At 31.7% G+C, this 21230-nt stretch carries 23 protein-coding genes and 2 pseudogenes; 5 read left to right on the plus strand and 20 right to left on the minus strand.

Annotated features, from left to right (window positions below):
• Positions 1-433: 433 nt before the first annotated feature.
• Positions 434-1189, minus strand: a complete 756-nt coding sequence (locus BOQ64_RS17765; RefSeq protein ID WP_129058552.1) for a hypothetical protein — start codon at positions 1187-1189, stop codon at positions 434-436.
• 518 nt (positions 1190-1707) lie between these two features.
• Here BOQ64_RS17765 and BOQ64_RS17770 point away from each other — a divergent pair.
• The 5 genes from BOQ64_RS17770 (at position 1708) to BOQ64_RS17790 (ending at position 4965) form a co-directional block, all read left to right on the plus strand.
• Positions 1708-2550: a hypothetical protein gene (locus BOQ64_RS17770; RefSeq protein ID WP_129058553.1), complete on the plus strand. Its 843-nt coding sequence runs from the start codon at positions 1708-1710 to the stop codon at positions 2548-2550.
• A gap of 32 nt (positions 2551-2582) precedes the next feature.
• Positions 2583-3014: a transposase gene (locus BOQ64_RS17775; protein WP_129058554.1), complete on the plus strand. Its 432-nt coding sequence runs from the start codon at positions 2583-2585 to the stop codon at positions 3012-3014.
• Complete coding sequence (locus tag BOQ64_RS17780; protein ID WP_129058555.1) at positions 2984-3325, plus strand: helix-turn-helix domain-containing protein; 342 nt, start codon at positions 2984-2986, stop codon at positions 3323-3325. The genes BOQ64_RS17775 and BOQ64_RS17780 overlap by 31 nt, the downstream gene beginning before the upstream one ends.
• Positions 3326-3433: 108 nt before the next feature.
• Positions 3434-4078 carry a hypothetical protein gene (locus BOQ64_RS17785; protein ID WP_129058556.1) on the plus strand — a complete coding sequence of 215 codons (645 nt, stop codon included), beginning with the start codon at positions 3434-3436 and terminating at the stop codon, positions 4076-4078.
• On the plus strand, positions 4054-4965 hold the full coding sequence (locus tag BOQ64_RS17790; RefSeq protein ID WP_129058557.1) for a helix-turn-helix transcriptional regulator: 912 nt from the start codon (positions 4054-4056) through the stop codon (positions 4963-4965). Before BOQ64_RS17785 ends, BOQ64_RS17790 begins: the two co-directional genes overlap by 25 nt.
• Positions 4966-5099: 134 nt before the next feature.
• On the opposite strand, the gene BOQ64_RS17795 is transcribed toward BOQ64_RS17790, so the two are convergent.
• From BOQ64_RS17795 to BOQ64_RS17880, 19 genes and pseudogenes are all read right to left on the minus strand, one after another.
• On the minus strand, positions 5100-6011 hold the full coding sequence (locus tag BOQ64_RS17795; RefSeq protein WP_129058558.1) for a helix-turn-helix domain-containing protein: 912 nt from the start codon (positions 6009-6011) through the stop codon (positions 5100-5102).
• A 300-nt stretch (positions 6012-6311) separates the two neighbouring features.
• On the minus strand, positions 6312-7247 hold the full coding sequence (locus BOQ64_RS17800) for an NAD-dependent epimerase/dehydratase family protein (protein ID WP_129058559.1): 936 nt from the start codon (positions 7245-7247) through the stop codon (positions 6312-6314).
• 750 nt (positions 7248-7997) lie between these two features.
• Positions 7998-8813 (minus strand): RHS repeat domain-containing protein, encoded by an 816-nt coding sequence (locus BOQ64_RS17805; protein WP_410494476.1) that lies wholly within the window; start codon positions 8811-8813, stop codon positions 7998-8000.
• A 70-nt stretch (positions 8814-8883) separates the two neighbouring features.
• Positions 8884-9318: a hypothetical protein gene (locus tag BOQ64_RS17810; RefSeq protein WP_129058560.1), complete on the minus strand. Its 435-nt coding sequence runs from the start codon at positions 9316-9318 to the stop codon at positions 8884-8886.
• Between the two features lie 2 nt (positions 9319-9320).
• Positions 9321-10568, minus strand: coding sequence for an RHS repeat-associated core domain-containing protein (locus BOQ64_RS24760; RefSeq protein ID WP_317127605.1), 1248 nt, complete (start codon positions 10566-10568; stop codon positions 9321-9323).
• 160 nt (positions 10569-10728) lie between these two features.
• Entirely contained in the window at positions 10729-11100 is a 372-nt protein-coding gene (locus BOQ64_RS17820) for a DUF6334 family protein (RefSeq protein WP_129058561.1), read from the minus strand.
• A gap of 2 nt (positions 11101-11102) precedes the next feature.
• On the minus strand, positions 11103-11381 hold the full coding sequence (locus BOQ64_RS17825) for a hypothetical protein (protein ID WP_129058562.1): 279 nt from the start codon (positions 11379-11381) through the stop codon (positions 11103-11105).
• A gap of 200 nt (positions 11382-11581) precedes the next feature.
• The gene (locus BOQ64_RS17830) at positions 11582-12097 is read right to left on the minus strand and encodes an RHS repeat domain-containing protein (protein WP_129058563.1); all 516 of its coding nucleotides are present in this window, start codon (positions 12095-12097) and stop codon (positions 11582-11584) included.
• Positions 12098-12167: 70 nt separating this feature from the next.
• On the minus strand, positions 12168-12647 hold the full coding sequence (locus BOQ64_RS17835) for an SMI1/KNR4 family protein (RefSeq protein WP_129058564.1): 480 nt from the start codon (positions 12645-12647) through the stop codon (positions 12168-12170).
• Between the two features lie 3 nt (positions 12648-12650).
• Entirely contained in the window at positions 12651-13658 is a 1008-nt protein-coding gene (locus BOQ64_RS24765) for an RHS repeat-associated core domain-containing protein (protein ID WP_317127606.1), read from the minus strand.
• 86 nt (positions 13659-13744) lie between these two features.
• On the minus strand, positions 13745-14131 hold the full coding sequence (locus BOQ64_RS17845) for a hypothetical protein (protein ID WP_129059782.1): 387 nt from the start codon (positions 14129-14131) through the stop codon (positions 13745-13747).
• A 660-nt stretch (positions 14132-14791) separates the two neighbouring features.
• A pseudogene (locus BOQ64_RS24915) lies at positions 14792-14977 on the minus strand (RHS repeat-associated core domain-containing protein); the annotation flags it as partial.
• Between the two features lie 53 nt (positions 14978-15030).
• Positions 15031-15588 (minus strand): hypothetical protein, encoded by a 558-nt coding sequence (locus BOQ64_RS17855; protein WP_129058566.1) that lies wholly within the window; start codon positions 15586-15588, stop codon positions 15031-15033.
• A 2-nt stretch (positions 15589-15590) separates the two neighbouring features.
• A complete protein-coding gene (locus BOQ64_RS17860; protein WP_129058567.1) occupies positions 15591-16496 on the minus strand; it encodes an RHS repeat-associated core domain-containing protein in 906 nt (301 codons plus the stop codon).
• 2 nt (positions 16497-16498) lie between these two features.
• Positions 16499-16948, minus strand: coding sequence for a hypothetical protein (locus BOQ64_RS17865; RefSeq protein WP_129058568.1), 450 nt, complete (start codon positions 16946-16948; stop codon positions 16499-16501).
• Positions 16920-17570 (minus strand): JAB-like toxin 1 domain-containing protein, encoded by a 651-nt coding sequence (locus BOQ64_RS24140; protein WP_228448454.1) that lies wholly within the window; start codon positions 17568-17570, stop codon positions 16920-16922. Before BOQ64_RS24140 ends, BOQ64_RS17865 begins: the two co-directional genes overlap by 29 nt.
• Positions 17559-17774: pseudogene (locus BOQ64_RS24610) on the minus strand (RHS repeat domain-containing protein); the annotation flags it as partial. The pseudogene BOQ64_RS24610 and the gene BOQ64_RS24140, both read right to left, overlap by 12 nt.
• A 1074-nt stretch (positions 17775-18848) precedes the next feature.
• Positions 18849-19523, minus strand: a complete 675-nt coding sequence (locus BOQ64_RS17875; RefSeq protein WP_129059784.1) for a hypothetical protein — start codon at positions 19521-19523, stop codon at positions 18849-18851.
• A gap of 5 nt (positions 19524-19528) precedes the next feature.
• On the minus strand, positions 19529-21230 hold a 1702-nt coding region (locus BOQ64_RS17880), incomplete at its 5' end, for an RHS repeat-associated core domain-containing protein (protein ID WP_164975838.1).

Genomic DNA, 21230 nt, shown 5'->3' on the forward strand with positions numbered 1-21230 from the left:
TGCTATGTGAGTAATCTTTATAATAAACATTTGTGTATGAAAAAGTACACCAAAAGTTAGGCTTTAGTATGTTTTGCCAAATGGCATTTTTTTTTGTGTTTTGAAAAGCAGAAGGAACCAAAGCAGAAGACTTTACAGATGCTGGTTTGTATTAATAGTCACATGTCCAAAAACAAATATTGTTTGTATTTTTTTCTCATTGCCTTAGTTTTTAACCCCGCAAAAGTAACTGGTAAACAAACAATTAAACTAGAATTCAAGCTATCAATATTTATCAAAACATATCACAAGTAATCAAATTCCAGGATGTAGATCATTGAGTACTCTTAGGCCGCCGTATTTCTCATAAAATGAAAATACCTGAAGCAAGAGCTTCAGGCATTCATCAGGTATTAACTACCTCCTTATATGAAATTTGTTTTTTTAAATGTCCTTATTTTAATCTTTTTATAGAAGCAAAAGTTACAGGTCCGCTTCCTGTACTACCAGAGCTTATGGCTTTTATAGTAGTAACTTCAGTATTAGATACTCTAAAAGAATAAGTATGCGAAGCTAGCATAGGGACCGCCGTAATAAGAGTATATGTCTGCAAAGGAGCACTACTCGTATTACTTGATAAATATTCATCATTCACTCTTGCAATCCAATTGCCGGTAGTATCATCCCAAACCCCAATTACAGGAAATCTGGCAGGAAAAGCTGAAGACAGCTGGGCATTCATCATGATCTGGTATGTTCCGTCTGCTGTAACGGTAAATGAGTTACCTGCCGCAGATCCGGAATAGCGGTTTTCATTATCTATAATCTCATTGTTGAGGTTACCTATTGGCATAGGTGTACCTAAAGCTGCAAACGTATAATCACTAGTCATCAAAACCGTAATCTCTTGTGCTACAATAAGTTTTCCATTTATTGAGATTACCGTTCCTGTTCCGGTAGCAGTAGCAGGTACTAATTCCTGCCATGTAGGTGCAGCTCCTGGTCCATTAGACTTAAGTACCTGTCCCAATAGCCCAGCATTACCAGCAGTTGCAGCATCTCCACCTGTAGCTAATTCATTAGTAATCTGCAAGCTGCCATTTACGTGCAGTGTTTTTTTGGGTGTTGCAGTATTGATTCCTACATTTCCCGTCTGTCCAAAATAGAGAGAACTTAAGAGTATTAAATGAAAGCTTAATTTTTTCATCATTTGTGCTTTTTGATTAAATTAATTATAAGAATTAATAATAGTTTTCCTGAGTTTACTTGGGTAATTGTTTTTAAGAAGCATGATATAAAATATCTAGAATCACAAAACACATTAACCAATCTAAAAACATGATTACCAAATCATTAATTTTCTGCTTGCAAAAGTATTACAAGCCATTAACACACAATAATTTTCAAGCTGTCAACATCTATCGAAAACTATCACATCCAATCAAAATGTATAACAAACCTCATTTTAAGCTGTTTTTAAGTAAACAGGATTAAAATTCCACATTCCAACTCAAAAAAACATTGATGCAGTAACCAACTGACAATCTTGTATCCTCTGTAGAAAAAAAATTCTAGCAAAACAGAAAATTCACAAAGCATATTAAATGAGCTGATTTTTTTAGATTCCCTTTATTTCTGATTATTTTCGATATGTTTCAATAGATTTCAACAGCCTTTGTTTATAGCTTCATACAGATTTTGAATTTAGCTTTGTAAAAAAAAGCACCTATGAAAATTACCGCATTATTATTAGTATTCGGAAGCTTCAGTGTATATTCACAAACAGGAAGTGTAGGGATTAATACATCTAATCCAGATCCGTCAGCAATTTTGCATCTAAACTCATCTGATAAGGGTTTACTAATTCCCAGAATTGCTTTACAGAATGAAACAGATATTACAACCATTGCCTCCCCAGCCAAAGGATTGGTAATTTATAATACCAATACCTCCCTGGTGAATGGTGAAGGATTTTATATTAACTATGGAACCTCAGCTGCTGCACAATGGACTACTTTTGTACCCAGCAATACCAATAATTATCAGCTTGACAATGTATATTCTTCCATAGCAGCAAACAGTATTACCCAAACTGTTTCCGGCGCTCCTTCCACCAGTACGATTAATAATATCAATCTTGGATTAGGAGTTACCGTTACTATTCCTGCTTTAACTACTACTCAGGTTATCGTAACTTATTCAACTCCAATAGGATTCAACAATCCGTCTGTTAATTCTTTTGGTGGATATATGGGAATTCGTTTTCTTAAAAACGGAGTTGAGGCTGCAAGCGGATCAAGAAAGTATACAATTCCACAAATTATTAGTAGCCTAACCCCAGGTGGTTATTTCACTATGGTAAGTGTAGGGGCAACCTATACAGAAACAGTAGTAAACAGTAGTTCTACCCCTCAAACGATAACATACAGCCTGAACGGATATATAGAAAAAGTAACGGGAACACAATCTGTAAGCTTTATTTTTAATATGTATGATTCAAATCCGGCCAATAATAACTTCAACTGGGGGAAAGGAGCAATATCTGCACAGGTTTTTAAAAAGTCCCTATAAAAACAACCTTCAATAATAAAAACACAAATGTAATGTCTTTTAATTTCAAGAACATCCATATAGGATCTCTTATCAATCAGCGTATTAATGAATTCAAAATAGAGAAAGAACGTATCTGTAAATTTTTGAAATGTTCTGATGCTGAATTGGAAGAAATCTTATCAGAAAAATATATTGGAACAGAAACCCTCATGAAGTTCAGTACTTTACTTGAGTATGATTTTTTCAGAATCTACTCTCAGTATTTGATACTTTTCGCTCCACCATCTCATACAAAAAAAGATTCCAGTATAAAATCTGACCTTCCCCATTTCAGGAAAAGTATATATACAAAAGAGATCATAGAGTTTGTGACAGATCTTATACACAGCGGAAAAAAGAGTAAACAGCAAATAATAGAAGAATATAATATTCCTAAAACTACCTTACACAAATGGATGAGCAAATACCCAAAAATCAGTTAAATAAACCTAATTACATTAAAATTTTCAGTGATATCATTGAGTTTAAATTTCCTCAAAAAAAGAATCAGGATTTTCCACTTCTACAAAAAGACAGCCTGTCTGCACTGGAAGTTATAAAAATGAATAAAATGGTATTTGACACTACAGAAAATAATGAGGATATGAACCAAAAACATCGTTGTTATGATGAAGAAACAATAAGAAATATCCTGGAATATCAAAGGAAAAATAAATTCAATAATATTCAATTGGCAAAACATTTCAAATTAAGCAGAAATACAGTAAGCAAGTGGAGAAAAATTTTTCTTTAAACATTACAATTATTGTATTAAATTTATATAAGCAAATATTTAATATTGAAAAAATAAGTTTAAATATTTCCAAAGCACTGCTGAATTGTTTTTTTAAATGCCTCTATCATGAAAATTAGAATATTATTCTTTTTATTCGTTCTGTTAGGCAACTTTATTTCTGCCCAAAATAATATTGGGCAAATAAAAAGCATTGATAGTTTATTTGAACTCACATTGAATAAAAGTGCTTATTTGGACAAAGGTTCCAAAGAAATTCTCCGTATTTGTACTGAAGTTTATTACCGATCAAAGGAAGCTCATTATGAGAAGGGTGTTTTAAAAGCTATTTTAAAGATGTCTGAGGTATATACAAATGAACAGCAATATGAAGAGGCCCTTAGAAAAATTTCTGAAGGAATAGCTTTAGCAGAAAACGATAAAAACGACAATGCTTTATCCCAACTTTACCTAAATGAGGGGATGATCTATACAGAAATTGGCTATACAAAAAAATCAAGACAAGCTTTATCCAAATGCCTTATTGCTCTTGCACATATTCCTAAAGAGAATGTTCCTATAGTGAAATCTTCAGTCTACAGAACATTAGCTAGAAATGTAAAGAAAGAAAATAATACAAACCAGAAAGATTCGGTAATAATTTATCTTCAGCAAGGATATAACGAATCTAAAAAATTGATAATAAATTTTCATATAAAAACTTTTATCTGGCATCATTTGCACAAGATTTGGCCAATGAGTACTACTCATTAAATAAGCTTCAGGAGGCTGAGGTTTACCTTAAAAAGTTTGAAGACCATTTAAAAAATGAGAACGACCATTCTGATTTTATCACTCATTATATAATTAAGGGAAATATAGAAAATAAAAGAAAAAATTTTGAAAAGGCTCTGGAGTATTTTGAAACATCTGAATATTTAGCAAAAAAGTATAAAATATACTCAATATCATTAAAAGATATTTATGCAGGAAAAGCTACGGCTTACCAAGGACTTCAGGATTATAAAAACCAGGCTTTCTTTGCTACAAAAGCTAAAAAAATTACAGACAGTATCTCTATCATTGAAAAAAAGATACTGAATTCTCCTCTTCTCACTGATGAAACAGATCTGCCTGAAGAAAAAAATTTCTTAGAAAAATATGACAGTCTTATCTATATTATCATTTTTATATTATTCATCATTGCTGCCTTTTTCACCTATAGACATTATAGCCGCAAAAAAACAAACCTTAATAATGATGATATAGATGATGGATTAACGTATGAAAATGATGAATCTGAAATGATTGAAAATTCGGAATCTTTTGATAAGCAGACGATTGATCAAAATAATAATATTGAGGTTCAAAGTCTGGAGGAACTTATCACATTGGCCAGAAACAATGATAAATATTTTCATTTGAAATTCTCCAAGCTGTTTCCTAAATTTAATCCGCAGCTTCTACAGATTAATTCTCAGCTTACTCAATCTGATCTGGAATATTGTGCTTTAATAAAACTGAATTTGTCCACAAAAGAAATTGCCCAATATAAGAATGTAACGGTGAATTCTGTGGTGAGCAAAAAATACAGAATCCGGAAAAAACTGAGCATCAGCACCAATGAAAATATTTATACCTGGATGTTTGATATTGGATAACTTTTCAATTTTCAAAGATTCTATGCTGGATTACAAAGGCAACAGAGCCGGATGAGCCCAGCAGAATGGTTTTAAAAAAGTCCTGTAAAAAAATTATGAATTACGAATAGTTCATTACAAATCTCGAAAGTAATTTAGTTAAAAGACGCTCTAAACTCCAACGGAGAAACTGAGGTTCGGCTTTTAAACAGGCGATGAAAAGATTGCGGATGCTCAAATCCTAACTGATAGGCAATTTCTGAAACCGACATTTCTGTAGTAGACAGTAATTCTTTAGCTTTTTCAATCAATCGGTTCTGAATATGCTGCTGGGTGGTTTGCCCTGTCTGTACCCGAAGCATATCACTGAGGTAATTGGCACTCAGATTGAGTTTTTCCGCCACAAAGTGAACACTGGGAATACCATTGAGAATCAATTGGTCATTCCTGAAATACTCATCAAGCAGGATTTCCAGTTTTGAAAGAAGGTCATTATTCACTTTTTTACGGGTTAAAAACTGACGGTTGTAAAAACGATCACAATATTTCAGTAACAGATCCAGATTGGACACCAGCAGATCCTGAGTAAAAGAATCCATATTGGCATCAATCTCCTGTTCTACATTATCAATAATATCCATGATTGATTTTTCTTCTTTTTCGGAAAGGAACAGGGCTTCATTGGCTGTATAGGAAAAAAATCCATAGTCTTTAATCTTTGATGCCAGCGGATAGCCCTGAAGAAAATCAGGATGTACCACCAATACAAACCCTTCCACCTCATTCAGAAGAACATCTTCAAATTGTAAGACCTGCTGTGGAGCGGTAAAATACATAATCCCTTCCTCGAAATCATAATATTGCTGTCCATATTTAAATTTTCCTCCTGCACAATCCTTCTTGAGAGCTACTGCATAAAAGTCTGTAATGACCGAACTCAGAATGGTTTCAGGTTCTATCTTTACATCATCAAAATTGAATACACTGATTAACGGATTTGAAGGTTTTTTCAGCCCCAAAGCCTGATGCATAGCATTGATTGATGAAACTTTTATTGGTGTTTTCATAATTGTTATATTTTTGCTTTTTATGTACGTCAGCTACACGCTGTCATTCAGACGAAGGAGGAATCTGTTTATCTCCATTAAAAATACCATTTCTTTCTTCTAGCTGGTTGAGCAGATCCTGCAGATTTTTCCCACAGATAACCCAGATATTCACAGATAATTATACATAAAGACCTGCCGAAAGATTTTTATTGAGATTCTTCATTACGCTTTTGAACTCCGTTCACAGACCTTCAGTCTGTATTCAAAATGATAGAACTCTACAAACTAATGGACTACTCATACTAAGTTACAATTTTATTATTTTCCTGAAAGCTGTTCATTTTTAATCTGACTGATTCCCTGTTCATAAGTAGTCACCTGAAATTCAGGAAACCGGGTTCTGAATTTTGAATCATCAAATATATTATCGTGCTCATATCTTGGAAGGAGTTCCAATAATTCTTTTACTTTTTTATTGAATAAAGCACCAATCTTAAAAATGAATTTAGGAACCGCAGCATACTTCAAATCTTTTCCATAAACTTCGGAAGCAATTCTGATAAACTCTGTATAAGTTGGATGACTCTTATCCACCGGAAGATGCCACGTTTGCCCAAATGCATCGGGTGTATTCCCAATTAAAGCTGTTGCACGGCTTGCATCCGGAGTCCATATCAGGCTTCGTTTTTTATTTGTTTTTAATGGAACCTTCAGTTTTTTTCCTTCTTTAATATTGTTAAAGACCAATGTATTGGTAATACTCTGTGTTTTTCCCGGCCCATAAAACTCGGGAGCACGGCAGATAACAGCTTCCAGCTCACCGGATTCCATTGCTTTCAATACCATTTCTGCCATTTTCTTTCTTACTCTTCCTTTTCGGCCTACCGGCTTAAAAACTGTATTTTCAGTTAAAATACGATCATCCTGTGGATACATATAAGTATTATCAAAGAAAACAAGCTTTGTTCCGTTGATTTTGCAGGCATCAATAACATTTTGAAGGATCAGAGGAAACTGCTTCTCCCAAAGATCTGAATTCATAGGAAGACCTAATGTAAAGTAAGCAATTTCACTTCCTTTTACTGCTTCAATAGCCTTTTCCCGAATAGATAAGTCTGCAGAGAATACTTCATCCGTATCATTTACTTTTTTTGCACTTCTGCTGACAATACGAATATCTGAAGTAAAATTTCTTTTTAATTCTCTTGCCAGCTCTTCGCCAATCTGCCCATTGGCTCCTAATATTGTTTGCATATTGTTTTAGCTTTTACCTGTTATTTTGTATGACAAAGTTCAGAAGAATAATCATGATAAGAGTATCTGAATAAAGGTAGATTGTAACAGAATCTCTGCTCAGGATACTGAAATAAGATTTCTGCGCTAAAAATAATTCTATTCTTCTAAGTTCTTTTTTAAAACTCAATTATCCTCGTTTAATTGAATAGAAAATACCATTGGAATATACAAAACTTGCGTGATGCAAGGTTTTTGTATTTACAGATATGAACTGGAAGCTCGTGCCAGTAAAAGTTTATTTTTATCTGCTCAAAGTTACAAACTTTGTGCTGTGGGGAGATATAAAAAACCAACTCAATGAGTTGGTTTTTTATATTTTTCCGTAAGTTTTTTCGATTACATAAAATGCAAATAAATATGTAAAAAATGACACAAAGAATTCTTATAAATAAAAGGCTCATATCAATATTTATTTCCCCATAAAAAAATCTTATAAAAACAACATCCAAACCGATTAATATAATAGCTAACAACAAGTTATAATAAATATTTTTTTGAATATAAATTATACTTCCAAATAGAATAAAATATAACGAAGGAATAAGAGAAGGCATCAAGTAGTATATACTACTTGGAAAATTATCAATTAATCCCTCAAAAAATGTAGTTATAGAGTTTTCTGTTTTCAATAAGACAAAACATATATAATATATGAGATTTGTAATGAATGAAATAAATATAATAAATAAATAGATTCTTTTTTTCATTTTAATTTCTTGGATATAAATATGGTTTTCTTACTCCATTATCCTTTAGATTATGGGTCTTTTTATAAGAAGGTTGGTCATATTGCATCAATTTAAATGAACCTCCTTTGCCAATTATACCTGCAGAAGCTGAAGGAAAAACATCAGTTTTAAAGGATATATTTAGATCTTTACCTATGTAATTAATATCTATTCTTTGAGCAACATTAACAGGCCCGTATCCTTGAGCAGCCAAACCTAATTTTTCAATTTCTGGTACTTGAGCGTGTTTTTCAACTGTAATATTAAAGCCAATAAATTTACCGTTAGCATCTACAAAATTCTTACTTGACTCTATATCAGGCATTGAATCAATTTTCACACCCTTAAATCCGCCTTTATTCGTCATAATTTCAGACTTTATTGTTGTAGAAATTCCAGTTAATTCTCCGTTGCTATTTTCCTGAGAAAAAATCCATATATCAGATTGTAGTTTAGATCCTGAAACATCAAACCAAGGATTAGGACCATCCCAACGTTTTTTATCTATATAACTATCTATTCCTATTCGTAAAGTCTTACCCATGTAAGTTTCTCCAGCTTTTGCAGTTTTTTGATTATTTGCTTTATTGTCCCAATAAATAGAACCATCTTTTCTTCTCACCCAGTCAAACGGTTCTTGACCATCGGGATCCATAAATCTTATAGGATTATCGAATGAAAATGCGTATGGCGACCAACTTGGCATCTTCTCTGTCAGTGGGTCCACTACACCCCATCTTCCTAAGTCCGGCATATAGAATCTCGCTCCATAATCATACATACCTGTCTCCTGCAACTCTTGGCCATTGTACTTATAACTTAAATACCTTCTTATAAAAGCATATAACAGTTGCCAAATGTCATACTTATTTTGAGTAATAACTACATTTGATATATTCTGTTATATCTGGTAATAATTCAATTCCCTTGTATATTTGCACCTCTATAGAATAATTTTTATTGGAAAAACTTCCTTTTCCAATAATTTCATTCTTCTTAATTAATTGTTGAGGAATTATTTTTTTAGGAATATTTACAATATTTGAATATATAAAAAATAAACTATCACTTTTTATTACAATACTATTTGAGTTACCATTCTTAATTATTTTTGAAACAATTCCATCTGATAACGAAAATACTTTAGATTTTTTAGAACTGATAGAAAGTGAATGATTCGGATTGTAATATTTTCTTAATGTATTCGAGCTTGAATGTGTATCACAAAAACAATTTCGCATAGGCTCAACTTTTTGAGCATTTAAAGAACAGAAAAAGAAGAAAAAGAATATCCTTACCATAGTTAATTTATTAATTCATTAATCATTTGCTGTGCTTTTTCCTTTGCATCAATTTCATGTTGTCTTTCATTATATGGTTTGGTATTTTGATTTTCTATAAACTTTCCTGTAGAAGGATTTTTAGTTTTTTGATTAAAATCCAAACTATTTTGAATAGAGTGAATAGCTTCCTCACCACCTGTTTTTAGATCACCCATCAAATTCCCTTTTTCTCCATATAGAGATTCTCCAACAGCATTCCCTATATCTACCTGATTTTCACTTAATACAATGTGTGTATCTTTCCAATCATCTGTTTTATTATATTCTCCAGTTTCTTCATTAAACGTCCCCATCGTATCCATAGATTTTGAAGAAACATTTCCACTAGCTTGTAATTCATTATACATTTTTCCGGTCATGGTTTCACCATTTGCTCCAGATTGTGAAAGATATTTTGATTCTGCTTGCGTAGTAGAGTTTCCAACATAATGTATATATATTGTATTCTCTGAATCAACCATTTTTTGCCAAGTTTCTCTACCTGTTTGAGTTTTTGATAATGCATTTTGTAATCTTTTTGCATCAGTACTTTCAGGATTCCCTATTTTTAAAGGACTTCGTCCATCAGGATCAATAAATCTTATAGGATTATTAAATGCATAGTTATATGGTGACCATCTTCTCAGCTTCTCAGCCAATGGATCCACAACACCCCATCTACCCAAATCCGGCATATACATCCTCGCTCCATAATCATACATCCCCGTCTCCTGCAACTCCTTACCATTGTACTTATAATTTAAATACCCACCCAAAAGACCTTTAAACTCACTGATATGATTCAATCCAAATGGGTAATAATTGTTGGTATCTGTTACTTCAAGAACGCCTGCGCTGTTTTTGGCAAAACTTACTCTGGTATTTCCTAAGTGATCTTTATACTGGTAAATATAACGGTTTTCTGTGAAACTGTAAAAGCCTTCTGAAGTGGGTACAAAATCTAACTGCCACTTCGGTTGAGCAGGAAACATAGCCCTCGTAGCTTGAGCATAAGCCTGCTCTTCATAGGCAAAACTTGTTTTATCCTGTAACAAAAGACTCCCACCTAATCCATTATCATAGTAGCGATACTGAAATCCATCCAGATAATCAGTAGTAGTGGTATCTCCTATATTTCCCTGCATTGCACTATACTTAGTGGTTCTGAGTTTTGTTCCATCTGCACGGTACAGGTGACTTATATCGGTTTCAACACTAAGGAAAGCCATGGTACTGAGAAAGAAAAAGTTAAAGAATAAAATTTTCTTTTTAAATATAAGTTGAGTGTAAAAAAAGAACCTTTGCAAGAGCAAAGGTTCTTTTTTAGCTTTTTATAATTTTTGATTGCTCAAAGTCAGGAGACTTTGCAGAGCTGGATTATAATTATAACTAGTCTATCTGCTTAACTATATTGATTTTAATACAAGATGCAATGCTACTAAATAAATGCGTAGGAATAAATCTATCAAGACCTAACATAAATACATCATTAAATCCTAGATTGTTGACAGGTAACCAAAAAGAAACAATTTTTTTATCTACAAATAAATGACTGAGAGTTAAGTCTTCTTTAAAATTATCATCTATATGGATTAAGTTATCTACTAATATTGTATCTGTATCTTGATTAACCCTAACTACAATACCCTTATTGTCGATAGTCAAATAAATTGAAATAATATTATTATTATAATTTTCATCTCTTTTTATATATATAGATTGGATTGTTTTACCTAAAATCCAGTGTAAATCATTTTTCATTATTAATATTTTTGAGCTTTAGAAGATGCTTGTTTAATTATTTTCAAAGCAGTCATGGCTTTTTCGTCTCCTTGTGCAGCTTTATTAGCTATTTCAACAACTTTCATACTCTTATAGGCATCTTCAATAACATTTAAATTACCCAATTTTCCACCTCTTGCAATTACCGCTTCTGCAACAGTTACATCTTTTAGATGAGTTAAATTTCCTATCGCTTTTAGTCCACCTCTAGTAAGTTTAACAACTGCATCAGCTTCTCCTACAGGTGAGATAGGTGTCATTTCGACTGTTAATAAAATCTGTCCGCTAATTTTCCCCCAATTAGGACCTGAATCAATCCAATACTTCCAGTTTTGTACAGCATAGGTGCCATATTTAATTCTAAAATAAAAATCCTTATAACTACTTGCTATTTTATTATCTGAACTATAATCTGGTATGTGTTTTGAGAAAAATTTTGCATAGGCAAAATCTAATTCTCCTACATAAAAACATCATCTAATCCATCGTTCACAATTACAGTTTTCCCATTTCTCTCATTTACAAAAGCGGTTGAAATTTTATTATCTCCTCTTTTATTACTAAACTCATTTTTGTTATCTTGTTTCTTATCAAAATCTACTTCTTCAGGTGATCTTCCATCTGGATCGATAAATAATATAGGATTATTGAAAGCATAACCATAAGAATCTAATGTTGATGCACTTAAAGGATCATGAACCCCAAATCTTCCAATATCCGGCATATAAAACCTTGCCCCATAATCATACATTCCTGTCTCTTGTAGTTCCTTACCGTTGTACTTATAGTTTAAATACCCACCCAAAAGACCTTTAAACTCACTGATATGATTCAATCCAAATGGATAATAATTGTTTGTATCTGTTACTTCAAGAACCCCTGCGCTGTTTTTGGCAAAACTTACCCTGGTATTTCCTAAGTGATCTTTATACTGGTAAATATAACGGTTTTTAAGATCAAGATGGAAAACCACCACTGTTGCTGTGTTTTTTTTATGTTTATCAGCTCAAAGTTATAGAATGCACAGCGGGGGGGAGAAAGAATATTTACATGAATATTTCTTCAGGATTATTAAGGTATATATCTATAAAATCATCAAAACTATTGGCAATAACTTTATACTCTTCTCCACAAAAAATAAAAATTCGGTTTGTAGAAGATGATGTATTAAATAACTCTATTCCAAAAGAGTAAAAATTAAATTCATAGTTTCCAAAAATAAAAACATTTTCAAATTTTTGAAAATCTAACTTACTATAGTCCGGTACTCCGCTCCAGTCTTTAAACTCATTCAATATTCTATTGACCCTATCAATACTATAAAATTCATATAGATTATCTAATGGGATATCATTACTGCCATTTATTAGTATAAAATATTGTTTAAGATCCGAAGGAATTAATATTGCATTATTATTTTGAAATTGATTTATTTTTAAATCATCAACGGTTGTAAAATTATTTACACCTTCACTTATAAAATGTTTTTTTAGTAAAGTTGATTGGTTTTGTTGTTTATCCTCCATAGTTTATTTTAAAGCTTTATTAATCATTTCTAGTCTTTGAGTTTGAATTTTAAGAGCTGTTTCAGTAGCTTTACCTACGGGAGCACCTCCAGTCCCATTAACAATTCTCGTAGCTAATTCCTTATAGGCTTGTAGAGCTTTTTTACTTACAATTTCTTTGCCTCCAGATTTGAAGAAAGCATTCATTTCAGTAGAATAGCCTTTCACTGTAACTTGTAATTCTTTAAAACCTATTTTTTTTAGGTTATTTATGAACATTTTCTCACTGAAAATTCTTACTCCTGCTTTTCCTCCTACACCTCCAATAAAATAAGAGCCTACTTCTGCTCCAGTTTTAAGTTCTTTATCTAATACTGGATCGTACTCTTTATGTTCTACAAAGTAATCATCGTCCCCTCCAAAAAATGAATTTATTTTATTACCAATTTGTGCTCCAAGATTTCCTGTATTTTTATGGTATTTCTGTCCGTCAATAGTCACAAGCTCCTTTAATGATTCAGCTTCTGACATTCCAGAGGAAGACCCTGCCTTTCTTGCATTTTTCTTTTTAGGATCATCTTCTCCACCATCAAAGGTACCATCTCCATTGTTTGTCCAAGTACTAGATCCTGAGGTGTTATCCCACATTTCCTGAATGGAGCTTACCGATAACATTCCATCAGGATCAACAAACATTATCGGGTTATTATAGGCATAGTTGTAAGGATTCCATCTTCTCGAAACTTCCGCCAACGGATCTACCACACCCCATCTTCCAATATCCGGCATATACATCCTTGCTCCATAATCATACATCCCAGTCTCCTGGAGTTCTTTTCCGTTGTACTTGTAGTTTAAATACCCACCCAAAAGACCTTTAAACTCACTGATATGATTCAATCCAAATGGATAATAATTGTTCGTATCAGTTACTTCAAGAACGCCTGTGCTGTTTTTGGCAAAACTTACTCTACTATTTCCTAAGTAATCTTTATACTGGTAAATATAGATCATTCTTAATAAAAATGCCACACGAAAGGATTCGTGCGGCAGCTTAGCATTAATCAAATTTCATAGAATTTGGAGTTTCTATTATTACATAATATTCTTTATTATTCTTAATCAGTTTTGAATATTTTTTTATAAATTTTATTATTTATATTAAAAATATTAATTATAATATATTTCTGATTTAAGAATTCTTTAGGTATAGAAATTAAATATTTTTGAGCAAATGTAAATTTGGGTAAAATTGCTTCAAAACCAATATTAAAACTTGATGACTTATTATTAATAAGCTTATCATAATTATCATCTGACAAATTAATAGTCCCCACGATGTAATCTACATCAATTAAATCAATAGACTGAGAACTAATAAGCATATTATTTGCTATCAAACAAGGTTTTTCGTCAATCATAATTAAAATATTGATCTTTTTAGTTTGAGCCTTAAATAAAATCATTGCAAATACTAAAATTAATACTATCGACTTTCTTATCATTTTATTTTGTATTTCGATTTAAGATATTTTTAATTACTTTAGTTTCCATTTTCATTCTAAAAGAACCGTCACTATTATATACAGCAGCGCCAATAGGTCTAGAATCACTAAAACTACCATCTGAATTTTTAGTAATATTAGAGTTCGTTCCTATTTCTAATCTTCCCACAATTATATTCGTTCCTATACCTGAAAAGGTGATATTATCTACTCTCGAAGTAGGAGATAAAGCATCAAAAGGATAAGGAACTCCATTAGCAACAAACATTCCTGCTGGATGCAAATGTATTGTTGTATGAGTACCCGCATTAGTCGATATTGAGGTTGGTGCAGTAGCCGTTCCATCTGCACCAACTGTGGGTAAAGGACCTGTCTTTCCTATAGCTATTACATTATCTCCCGAAATTGAAGAACTCTCTTCTCTAAATCCTCCATTTGCATCCCCTCTTGCTAAAACATTCAAAGACTCTTTCAGTGTACCATCAGGAGGAACAATCATATTAGAGCTCAATTCATTTAATTTATCTGTAGAAATATGCTCTCCTTTTTTCTCTGCAGCTTTTATTGCACTTTGATCACTCTTATTTGTAATCATTAAAACTCCTTCGACATCTGTACCATCTGTTCCTATTTTTTTACCTTTTTCATCTACATAGTCAATAGGATCTCTACCATCAGGATCAATAAATCTTATAGGATTATTAAATGCATAATTATAAGGGCTATGTCTTGTCATTTTTTCTGCCAACGGATCTACTACTCCCACCTACCTAAATCCGGCATATACATCCTTGCTCCATAATCATACATACCAGTTTCCTGCAGCTCCTGTCCATTGTACTTATAATTCTTATAACTTGCTGAAGGTTCCTTCATAGATACTATCTGCTTATAGATTACTAATCGTATTTAGCAGGTTTACCTTCTTCAAAAACGATATCTTCAAGACAATAAACTTGCCTATTTTTCGTATCAAATAAATAATAATCCGTTCCCACCTCTGCTGAATTTGATTGATTTTCAAACTTTTGCAAGTGATTTAAAGTTCTATTTTTTAAGTATTCATTCAATAAATATTCTTGATCTATGAAATATCGATTACTCTTATTTTCTACAATAATATTTTTATAATTTTCTCGCTTATTATATGCATAGTAGCTTTTTCCTTTATTGACATCATATATTAATGCATAAAATGTATTTGTATTAGCTATAGGCATTGTATTTGCCCAAGAAAATATGAGGATTATGTTGTTGTTTTCTAATTCAGATTTTAGACTATTCAAAATTGTTTTTATTGGCTTAAAGCCCCTACCTAAGTATATTTTGCTTTTACCTGAATTCTGATTTTGCTCATTATGTAATTTTTGTAAATTCTCAACATCCTTAAGTATGTTGCTTTGACTTTGACAACTTGTGATAATAAATACCATTATTAATCCTAATAAATTTTTCATAGTTATTTTGATTTTTTACTTTGAATAATTGAGTTAAATATATTTTGAGTAGCAGGATTCAGTTTATAAATTACATTATTAATTAATGGAACTGTTGAAACCTTTTGAATTAATTGTGTATTTGTTGTATCTGGTGAATAATTTAGTCTTAGTGGTAAGTTTTGCTCTGCTCTCAATACATTCTCAATTGTAGAGGAATAGACTTCACTTTTGGGAATTTTTCTATCACCATTTTCTTGCAGAATAGTTGTCCATTCAGATCTTAAAATATTATTATCAAAAACTTGATTTGAAAAACTGTGTCCTAATTCGTGGAACAACGTAACGTGAAAAGGTGATTGTTTACTACCAGAAGTTGTGTCTAATGTAACATCTTGTTTAAATGCTGTAAATACAGTACTTCCATCAAGAGTTGCACCATTTTTACCTGCATTAGATCCGTTCAAACTACTATCCTTTATAGTGGTGTTGATATCATCATTAGCAAATAGATTTAAATATTGAGACCCAAATGAGTTTTCATCTCCTCCCGTAATGGAAGTCAATGCAGACAAAATTTGCCCAGCATAACTATCACTTTTCACACTTGCTTCTACGTCCCACTTTTTGGTTTCTGCATTTTGTGTGTAATACTTACCATTATTATATCTGTAAGTGTTATCACCGTCTTTAATATCAATCCACATTCCCGTCGGGTCAGTGTACTTTATCGGATTATTAGCAACATATGTAAACGGCGATATATCAGGATACTTTTCAGCTAAGGGGTCTATAGTTCCAAACCTTCCGATATCCGGCATATAAAATCTCGCTCCATAATCATACATTCCTGTCTCTTGTAGTTCTTTCCCGTTATACTTATAATTATTAAAGCCACCAAGATTAGTGGCTTTAATAATCAAATTCATTGTTACTTTTCAGGAATATTTTGCCTTTCAATTTTTTGTACTTTACCATTTTTTATAAATATATTAACAAAATATGGTTCTCCAATATTAGGAAAGTAATCTTTACTTCTAAAATAACTAGGATCGTTACAAAATTTTAAATTTTCATTCTTGAAAAAACGATTGTAAATATTTTTTTCAATTAATAAAACTTTGTTATTAATTTTTTTCACATAATATCTGTCTTTTTCATAGACAGGTAACCCATAAGTAATTCCTATTATGGAATCATTATCTCTAATATCATTATATAAATATGCTACATTGTTACTTTTTAAATGCGAAGTATTTTTAATAACTTGTGTTGCCTCATTTATTATTATATTATTAACAGTATTATCTTTACTACAAGAAAAAAATATTAATAAAAATACTATAATAAATCTATTTAACTTCAAATTTGGAAGAATCATAAATTATTGTTTTTTTTGAATTTGGTACAACTATATTAAAATTATCAGGAGTTCTATTCTTATAAAAGTCATTTTCAAAAAGTATTTTATTTCCTCTATCACCTTCTGTTGGTGATCCATGGCCATTAAAACCTGATGGAACAAGTGTTCCTCCTGGATGTAAATGTGTAAACTCAGTCATCTTAATACTTTTATTATTCAATATTTTCCAAGCCATATACCCTCCAACACCTTCTTGAGATTTTTTATATTCAGTAGAAATTGCAAAAACTTCTTTTCCTCCTTCTTTTACATTTTTATATCCTGCCAAGCTAAATTCATTAGTAACATTATCTTTGATGAAATTGAAAAAGTTTTTCATTGATTTTTTATCTGTTGAAATATAAACAGAAGAATCTGTAACTTTTGAATCATCTCCCTCACGAACTGTTGATTTTCCATCCAATCTATTATCAATAACATCTTTATTAACCGTTACCGATTTGCTATTATCTTCATTGTAAATAGTATGAACCCCTTTAGTTTCATCACTATCCGTTTTTCTAATTAATTCAAGCTTACCGGTTTTTAACAGTCTAAAATCATCTTCAGGTTTTCTTCCATCTGGATCTATGAATCTCATAGGATTATTAAATGCATAATTATAAGGGCTATGTCTTGTCATTTTTTCTGCCAATGGATCCATAACTCCCCATCTTCCCAAATCCGGCATATAGAATCTCGCTCCATAATCATACATACCGGTCTCCTGCAATTCCTTGCCGTTATACTTGTAGCTCTTATATCCACCTATTAAGCCTTTCAGTCCACCTATATGATTCAATCCAAAAGGGTAATAGTTATTGGTATCAGTTACTTCAAGAACGCCTGCGCTGTTTTTGGCAAAACTTACTCTGGCATTTCCTAAGTGATCTTTATACTGTTAAATATAACGGTTTTATATATTAAAAACTACCACACGAAAAGATTCACATGGTAATTTGCTTTTTTGCCAATTCAAAGTTAGGAGACTTCGAGCAGTGTGAGTTTTGTTATTCTTTTAACTCATAATTAGAATATTTACCATCTAAGCCTAAAGGAACTATTTTACTCCCATCAAATTTCCATTGTTCATTTTCAAAAATCCTTTGTCGTTCAAATTTTATATCAAAAAATTACTTTTTTGCTTTTCAAATAATATACTGGAGAACGTTTACCCTCCGAACTTATTATATAAAAAGCAGATGGTCGCTTTTTGACAATAGTTTTTTCAAACTGATCCTTATAAATAATTGTGTCCTTTTGATTATATACTGCATATAAATAGTAGTTAAAGAAATTTCCTTGAGAATCTTTTACATAGAAAACTATTTTCTTACCATTTTTTAAAGACTCATTAACAACTAATCTAGTCTTCTGCGGGCTACTGTCTAGAACCAAAATACTATCATTTCTCAATTGCCAATTACCAAATATTTCTTCTTTTAAAAATTCTGTTTTTTATAATATTTGAATGTTCCATCCTTTAGTAAATTAATGCTTTCATAATAATGCGGAGCTTTATATGAATATTCTCTTAATTTACTCTCTTGAGAAAAAGAAAGTATTGAACATAAAATAAAATACAAACTATAATATTTCTTCATATTAGTTATTTTTTTCCGCTGCCTTTTTGATAATCTTTTTGCCATCCTTTATATCCTTCGTGTTTCATTCCAAATGGATAATAGTTATTTTCTTCAAGGATGTCTACACCTCCGTTATTATTTTTGAAATAACTTAAGCGTATATTTCCTAAGTGATCTGTGTAATAGTAAATATAACTATTTTCTCAAACCAAAAGATAATAACCACTACCAAAATAGCAGTGGTTATTATTACTTCAACACACGAAAAGATTTGTGCGGCAGCAGGGGGATGATTATTGTATAGCGCTTTGTAATATTTTAAAATCTTTGGCAGCGCTATTAAATTGTAATTCCTCCTGATAATAAGAATTAGAATTACACAAAGTTTCTACATTATTATAATATGCAATACTTACAACAAAAGAAGGATTCTTTTGGTTTAGTTTCTTTGTTTTAAATCGTTTTATTTTTTCAAATTTATTCAATTTCGATACATTGAAATCTGTAATAAAATCTTTCTTTCTTTCAAAATCTATTACAGATACGCTAAATAAATATTCATAGAAAGGTGGTATTTTATAAAAATCATAAACAACTTGATAATCTTTAATTATCCTATTTTCCAAAACTACTCTATCTGAATATTTCGTGAACAGATAAGGAAGCAAGGGGAGAAAAGAAACATTAACCTTATTGTTTTTTTTATCATATCTGTATACATAATTAGAAGTACTAATATCTTTATCAAAATAACTTTTAAATACAAAAATTGTATCTTTTGTGTTGTTAGTGATTTTAAGATGTAGACTTCCCTCTGAATAATTTGAACTTAAATTGACTTTTTGTTCGTTCAAATCATTCAATATTTTTACTCCCTTAATTTTACAATCGCAATAAAGGCTTCTTTTATACTGTGCATTTAAATTACCAGCAAGTACAAAAAATAATATAAAAAGTAACTTTTCCATAGGCTTTAACGTTGTTCCCATACCGATCCTGTGCCAGTTGTAACTGTACGATTATGAGTTTCGTCAGGATTTCTTTTAGGCATATTCATCTGACTTCTAGTTTTGTTGTCGTAATTTAAAACTTTTTCTTGAGACTTTCCTGCATTAATTACGTGACCTAATCCATGAAAGGTTGAGTTTTCAGGATTAGTTTGCACAGTTGCTGGTTTAAAATTAGGTGGATCTCCAAGGGAAGGCATAGTTCCTTTAGATGAGTAATAATTACTGGTCACTTCTTGTACCGTAACTGAGGATGGCCCATTTGGATCTACAATAACATAATTTTCAGATATATTTGAATTTTCTGCTTTTAGAATTGTAGATTCACCTCCAGATTTAGAAGCATCAATAGAAATAGAATTCCCGTTATTATCAACTATTGTATAATTCTGCTCATAAATAACATTAGTAACATCCTTTGATGACATTAAACCTTCTAGGCCTTTAAATGCTGCTTTTTGGTCAGAATTAAAATTTTTGGTATCTCCAGAAAATGAAAGTTTACCATTACTATCATAATTAAAATTACTTGCTTCTTTCCCAAATACACTAGTTAAAGTTTTATTGAATTGTGCTTGGTACTTTTGACCAACAATTATATCGTCAGGCTCCCTTCCATCCGCATCAATAAATCTGATAGGATTATTAAAGGCATAATTATACGAACTAAATCTGGTCATTTTCTCCGCTAGCGGATCTACAACGCCCCATCTTCCAATATCCGGCATATACATTCTTGCACCATAATCATACATGCCAGATTCCTGAAGCTCCTTGCCATTGTACTTATAACTCTTATATCCACCTATTAAACCTTTCAGTCCACCTATATGATTCAATCCAAAAGGGTAATAATTATTGGTATCAGTTACTTCAAGAACTCCTGCGCTGTTTTTAGCAAAGCTTACCCTTGCATTTCCTAAGTGATCTTTATACTGGTAAATATAACGGTTTTCTGTGAAACTGTAATACCCTTCTGAAGTGGGTACAAAATCTAACTGCCACCTCGGTTGAGAAGGAAACATAGCCCTCGTAGCTTGAGCATAAGCCTGCTCTTCATAGGCAAAACTTGTTTTATCCTGTAACAAAAGACTCCCACCTAATCCATTATCATAGTAGCGATACTGAAATCCATCCAGATAATCAGTAGTAGTGGTATCTCCTATATCTCCCTGCATTGCACTATACTTAGTGGTTCTGAGTTTTGTTCCATCTGCACGGTACAGGTGACTTATATCGGTGTTATAATCCCATCCTGAAAGCTTCTGCTTTATAGAAAACTGATCAGGTAAATTAAGATGATTATAAACAATAGAATTAATCCCTTTATCCTTCATGGTGGTCATATTTCCATTCGCATCATAATCTATCATATTATTGCCACCTTCATATCCTGTATCATTCATCGCTGATTCTATCACCTGATTCAAACGGTTTCCTGTGTATTTATACTCAAGGTCATCTACTAAAGCTGATGTTTGCCCTGATACAGGAATGGCTTTTCTTTTTAAAGTATTAATATTCCCATTCAGATCATAGGTAAGGTATTCATCAAAATTACCATTGCCGGGGTTGGTGGCATTAGGTTCTGAGTAGAAACCATTCTTTAATCGGTTCAGACCATCATACTCGTAATTGTATCTTTTAAATACGTCTTCTGATGAGTTT

Origin of the sequence: Chryseobacterium sp. CH25, from assembly GCF_004119455.1 — a bacterium.
Classification (GTDB): domain Bacteria; phylum Bacteroidota; class Bacteroidia; order Flavobacteriales; family Weeksellaceae; genus Chryseobacterium.

Coding starts and splice junctions, on each gene's coding strand:
- BOQ64_RS17765 (WP_129058552.1), bottom strand. CDS start 1,189: ATGATGAAAAAATTAAGCTTTCATTTAATACTCTTAAGTTCTCTCTAT.
- BOQ64_RS17770 (WP_129058553.1), top strand. CDS start 1,708: ATGAAAATTACCGCATTATTATTAGTATTCGGAAGCTTCAGTGTATAT.
- BOQ64_RS17775 (WP_129058554.1), top strand. CDS start 2,583: ATGTCTTTTAATTTCAAGAACATCCATATAGGATCTCTTATCAATCAG.
- BOQ64_RS17780 (WP_129058555.1), top strand. CDS start 2,984: ATGGATGAGCAAATACCCAAAAATCAGTTAAATAAACCTAATTACATT.
- BOQ64_RS17785 (WP_129058556.1), top strand. CDS start 3,434: ATGAAAATTAGAATATTATTCTTTTTATTCGTTCTGTTAGGCAACTTT.
- BOQ64_RS17795 (WP_129058558.1), bottom strand. CDS start 6,011: ATGAAAACACCAATAAAAGTTTCATCAATCAATGCTATGCATCAGGCT.
- BOQ64_RS17800 (WP_129058559.1), bottom strand. CDS start 7,247: ATGCAAACAATATTAGGAGCCAATGGGCAGATTGGCGAAGAGCTGGCA.
- BOQ64_RS17810 (WP_129058560.1), bottom strand. CDS start 9,318: ATGGTAAGGATATTCTTTTTCTTCTTTTTCTGTTCTTTAAATGCTCAA.
- BOQ64_RS24760 (WP_317127605.1), bottom strand. CDS start 10,568: ATGGCTTTCCTTAGTGTTGAAACCGATATAAGTCACCTGTACCGTGCA.
- BOQ64_RS17820 (WP_129058561.1), bottom strand. CDS start 11,100: ATGAAAAATGATTTACACTGGATTTTAGGTAAAACAATCCAATCTATA.
- BOQ64_RS17825 (WP_129058562.1), bottom strand. CDS start 11,381: ATGACACCTATCTCACCTGTAGGAGAAGCTGATGCAGTTGTTAAACTT.
- BOQ64_RS17835 (WP_129058564.1), bottom strand. CDS start 12,647: ATGGAGGATAAACAACAAAACCAATCAACTTTACTAAAAAAACATTTT.
- BOQ64_RS17845 (WP_129059782.1), bottom strand. CDS start 14,131: ATGATAAGAAAGTCGATAGTATTAATTTTAGTATTTGCAATGATTTTA.
- BOQ64_RS17855 (WP_129058566.1), bottom strand. CDS start 15,588: ATGAAAAATTTATTAGGATTAATAATGGTATTTATTATCACAAGTTGT.
- BOQ64_RS17860 (WP_129058567.1), bottom strand. CDS start 16,496: ATGAATTTGATTATTAAAGCCACTAATCTTGGTGGCTTTAATAATTAT.
- BOQ64_RS17865 (WP_129058568.1), bottom strand. CDS start 16,948: ATGATTCTTCCAAATTTGAAGTTAAATAGATTTATTATAGTATTTTTA.
- BOQ64_RS24140 (WP_228448454.1), bottom strand. CDS start 17,570: ATGAGATTCATAGATCCAGATGGAAGAAAACCTGAAGATGATTTTAGA.
- BOQ64_RS17875 (WP_129059784.1), bottom strand. CDS start 19,523: ATGGAAAAGTTACTTTTTATATTATTTTTTGTACTTGCTGGTAATTTA.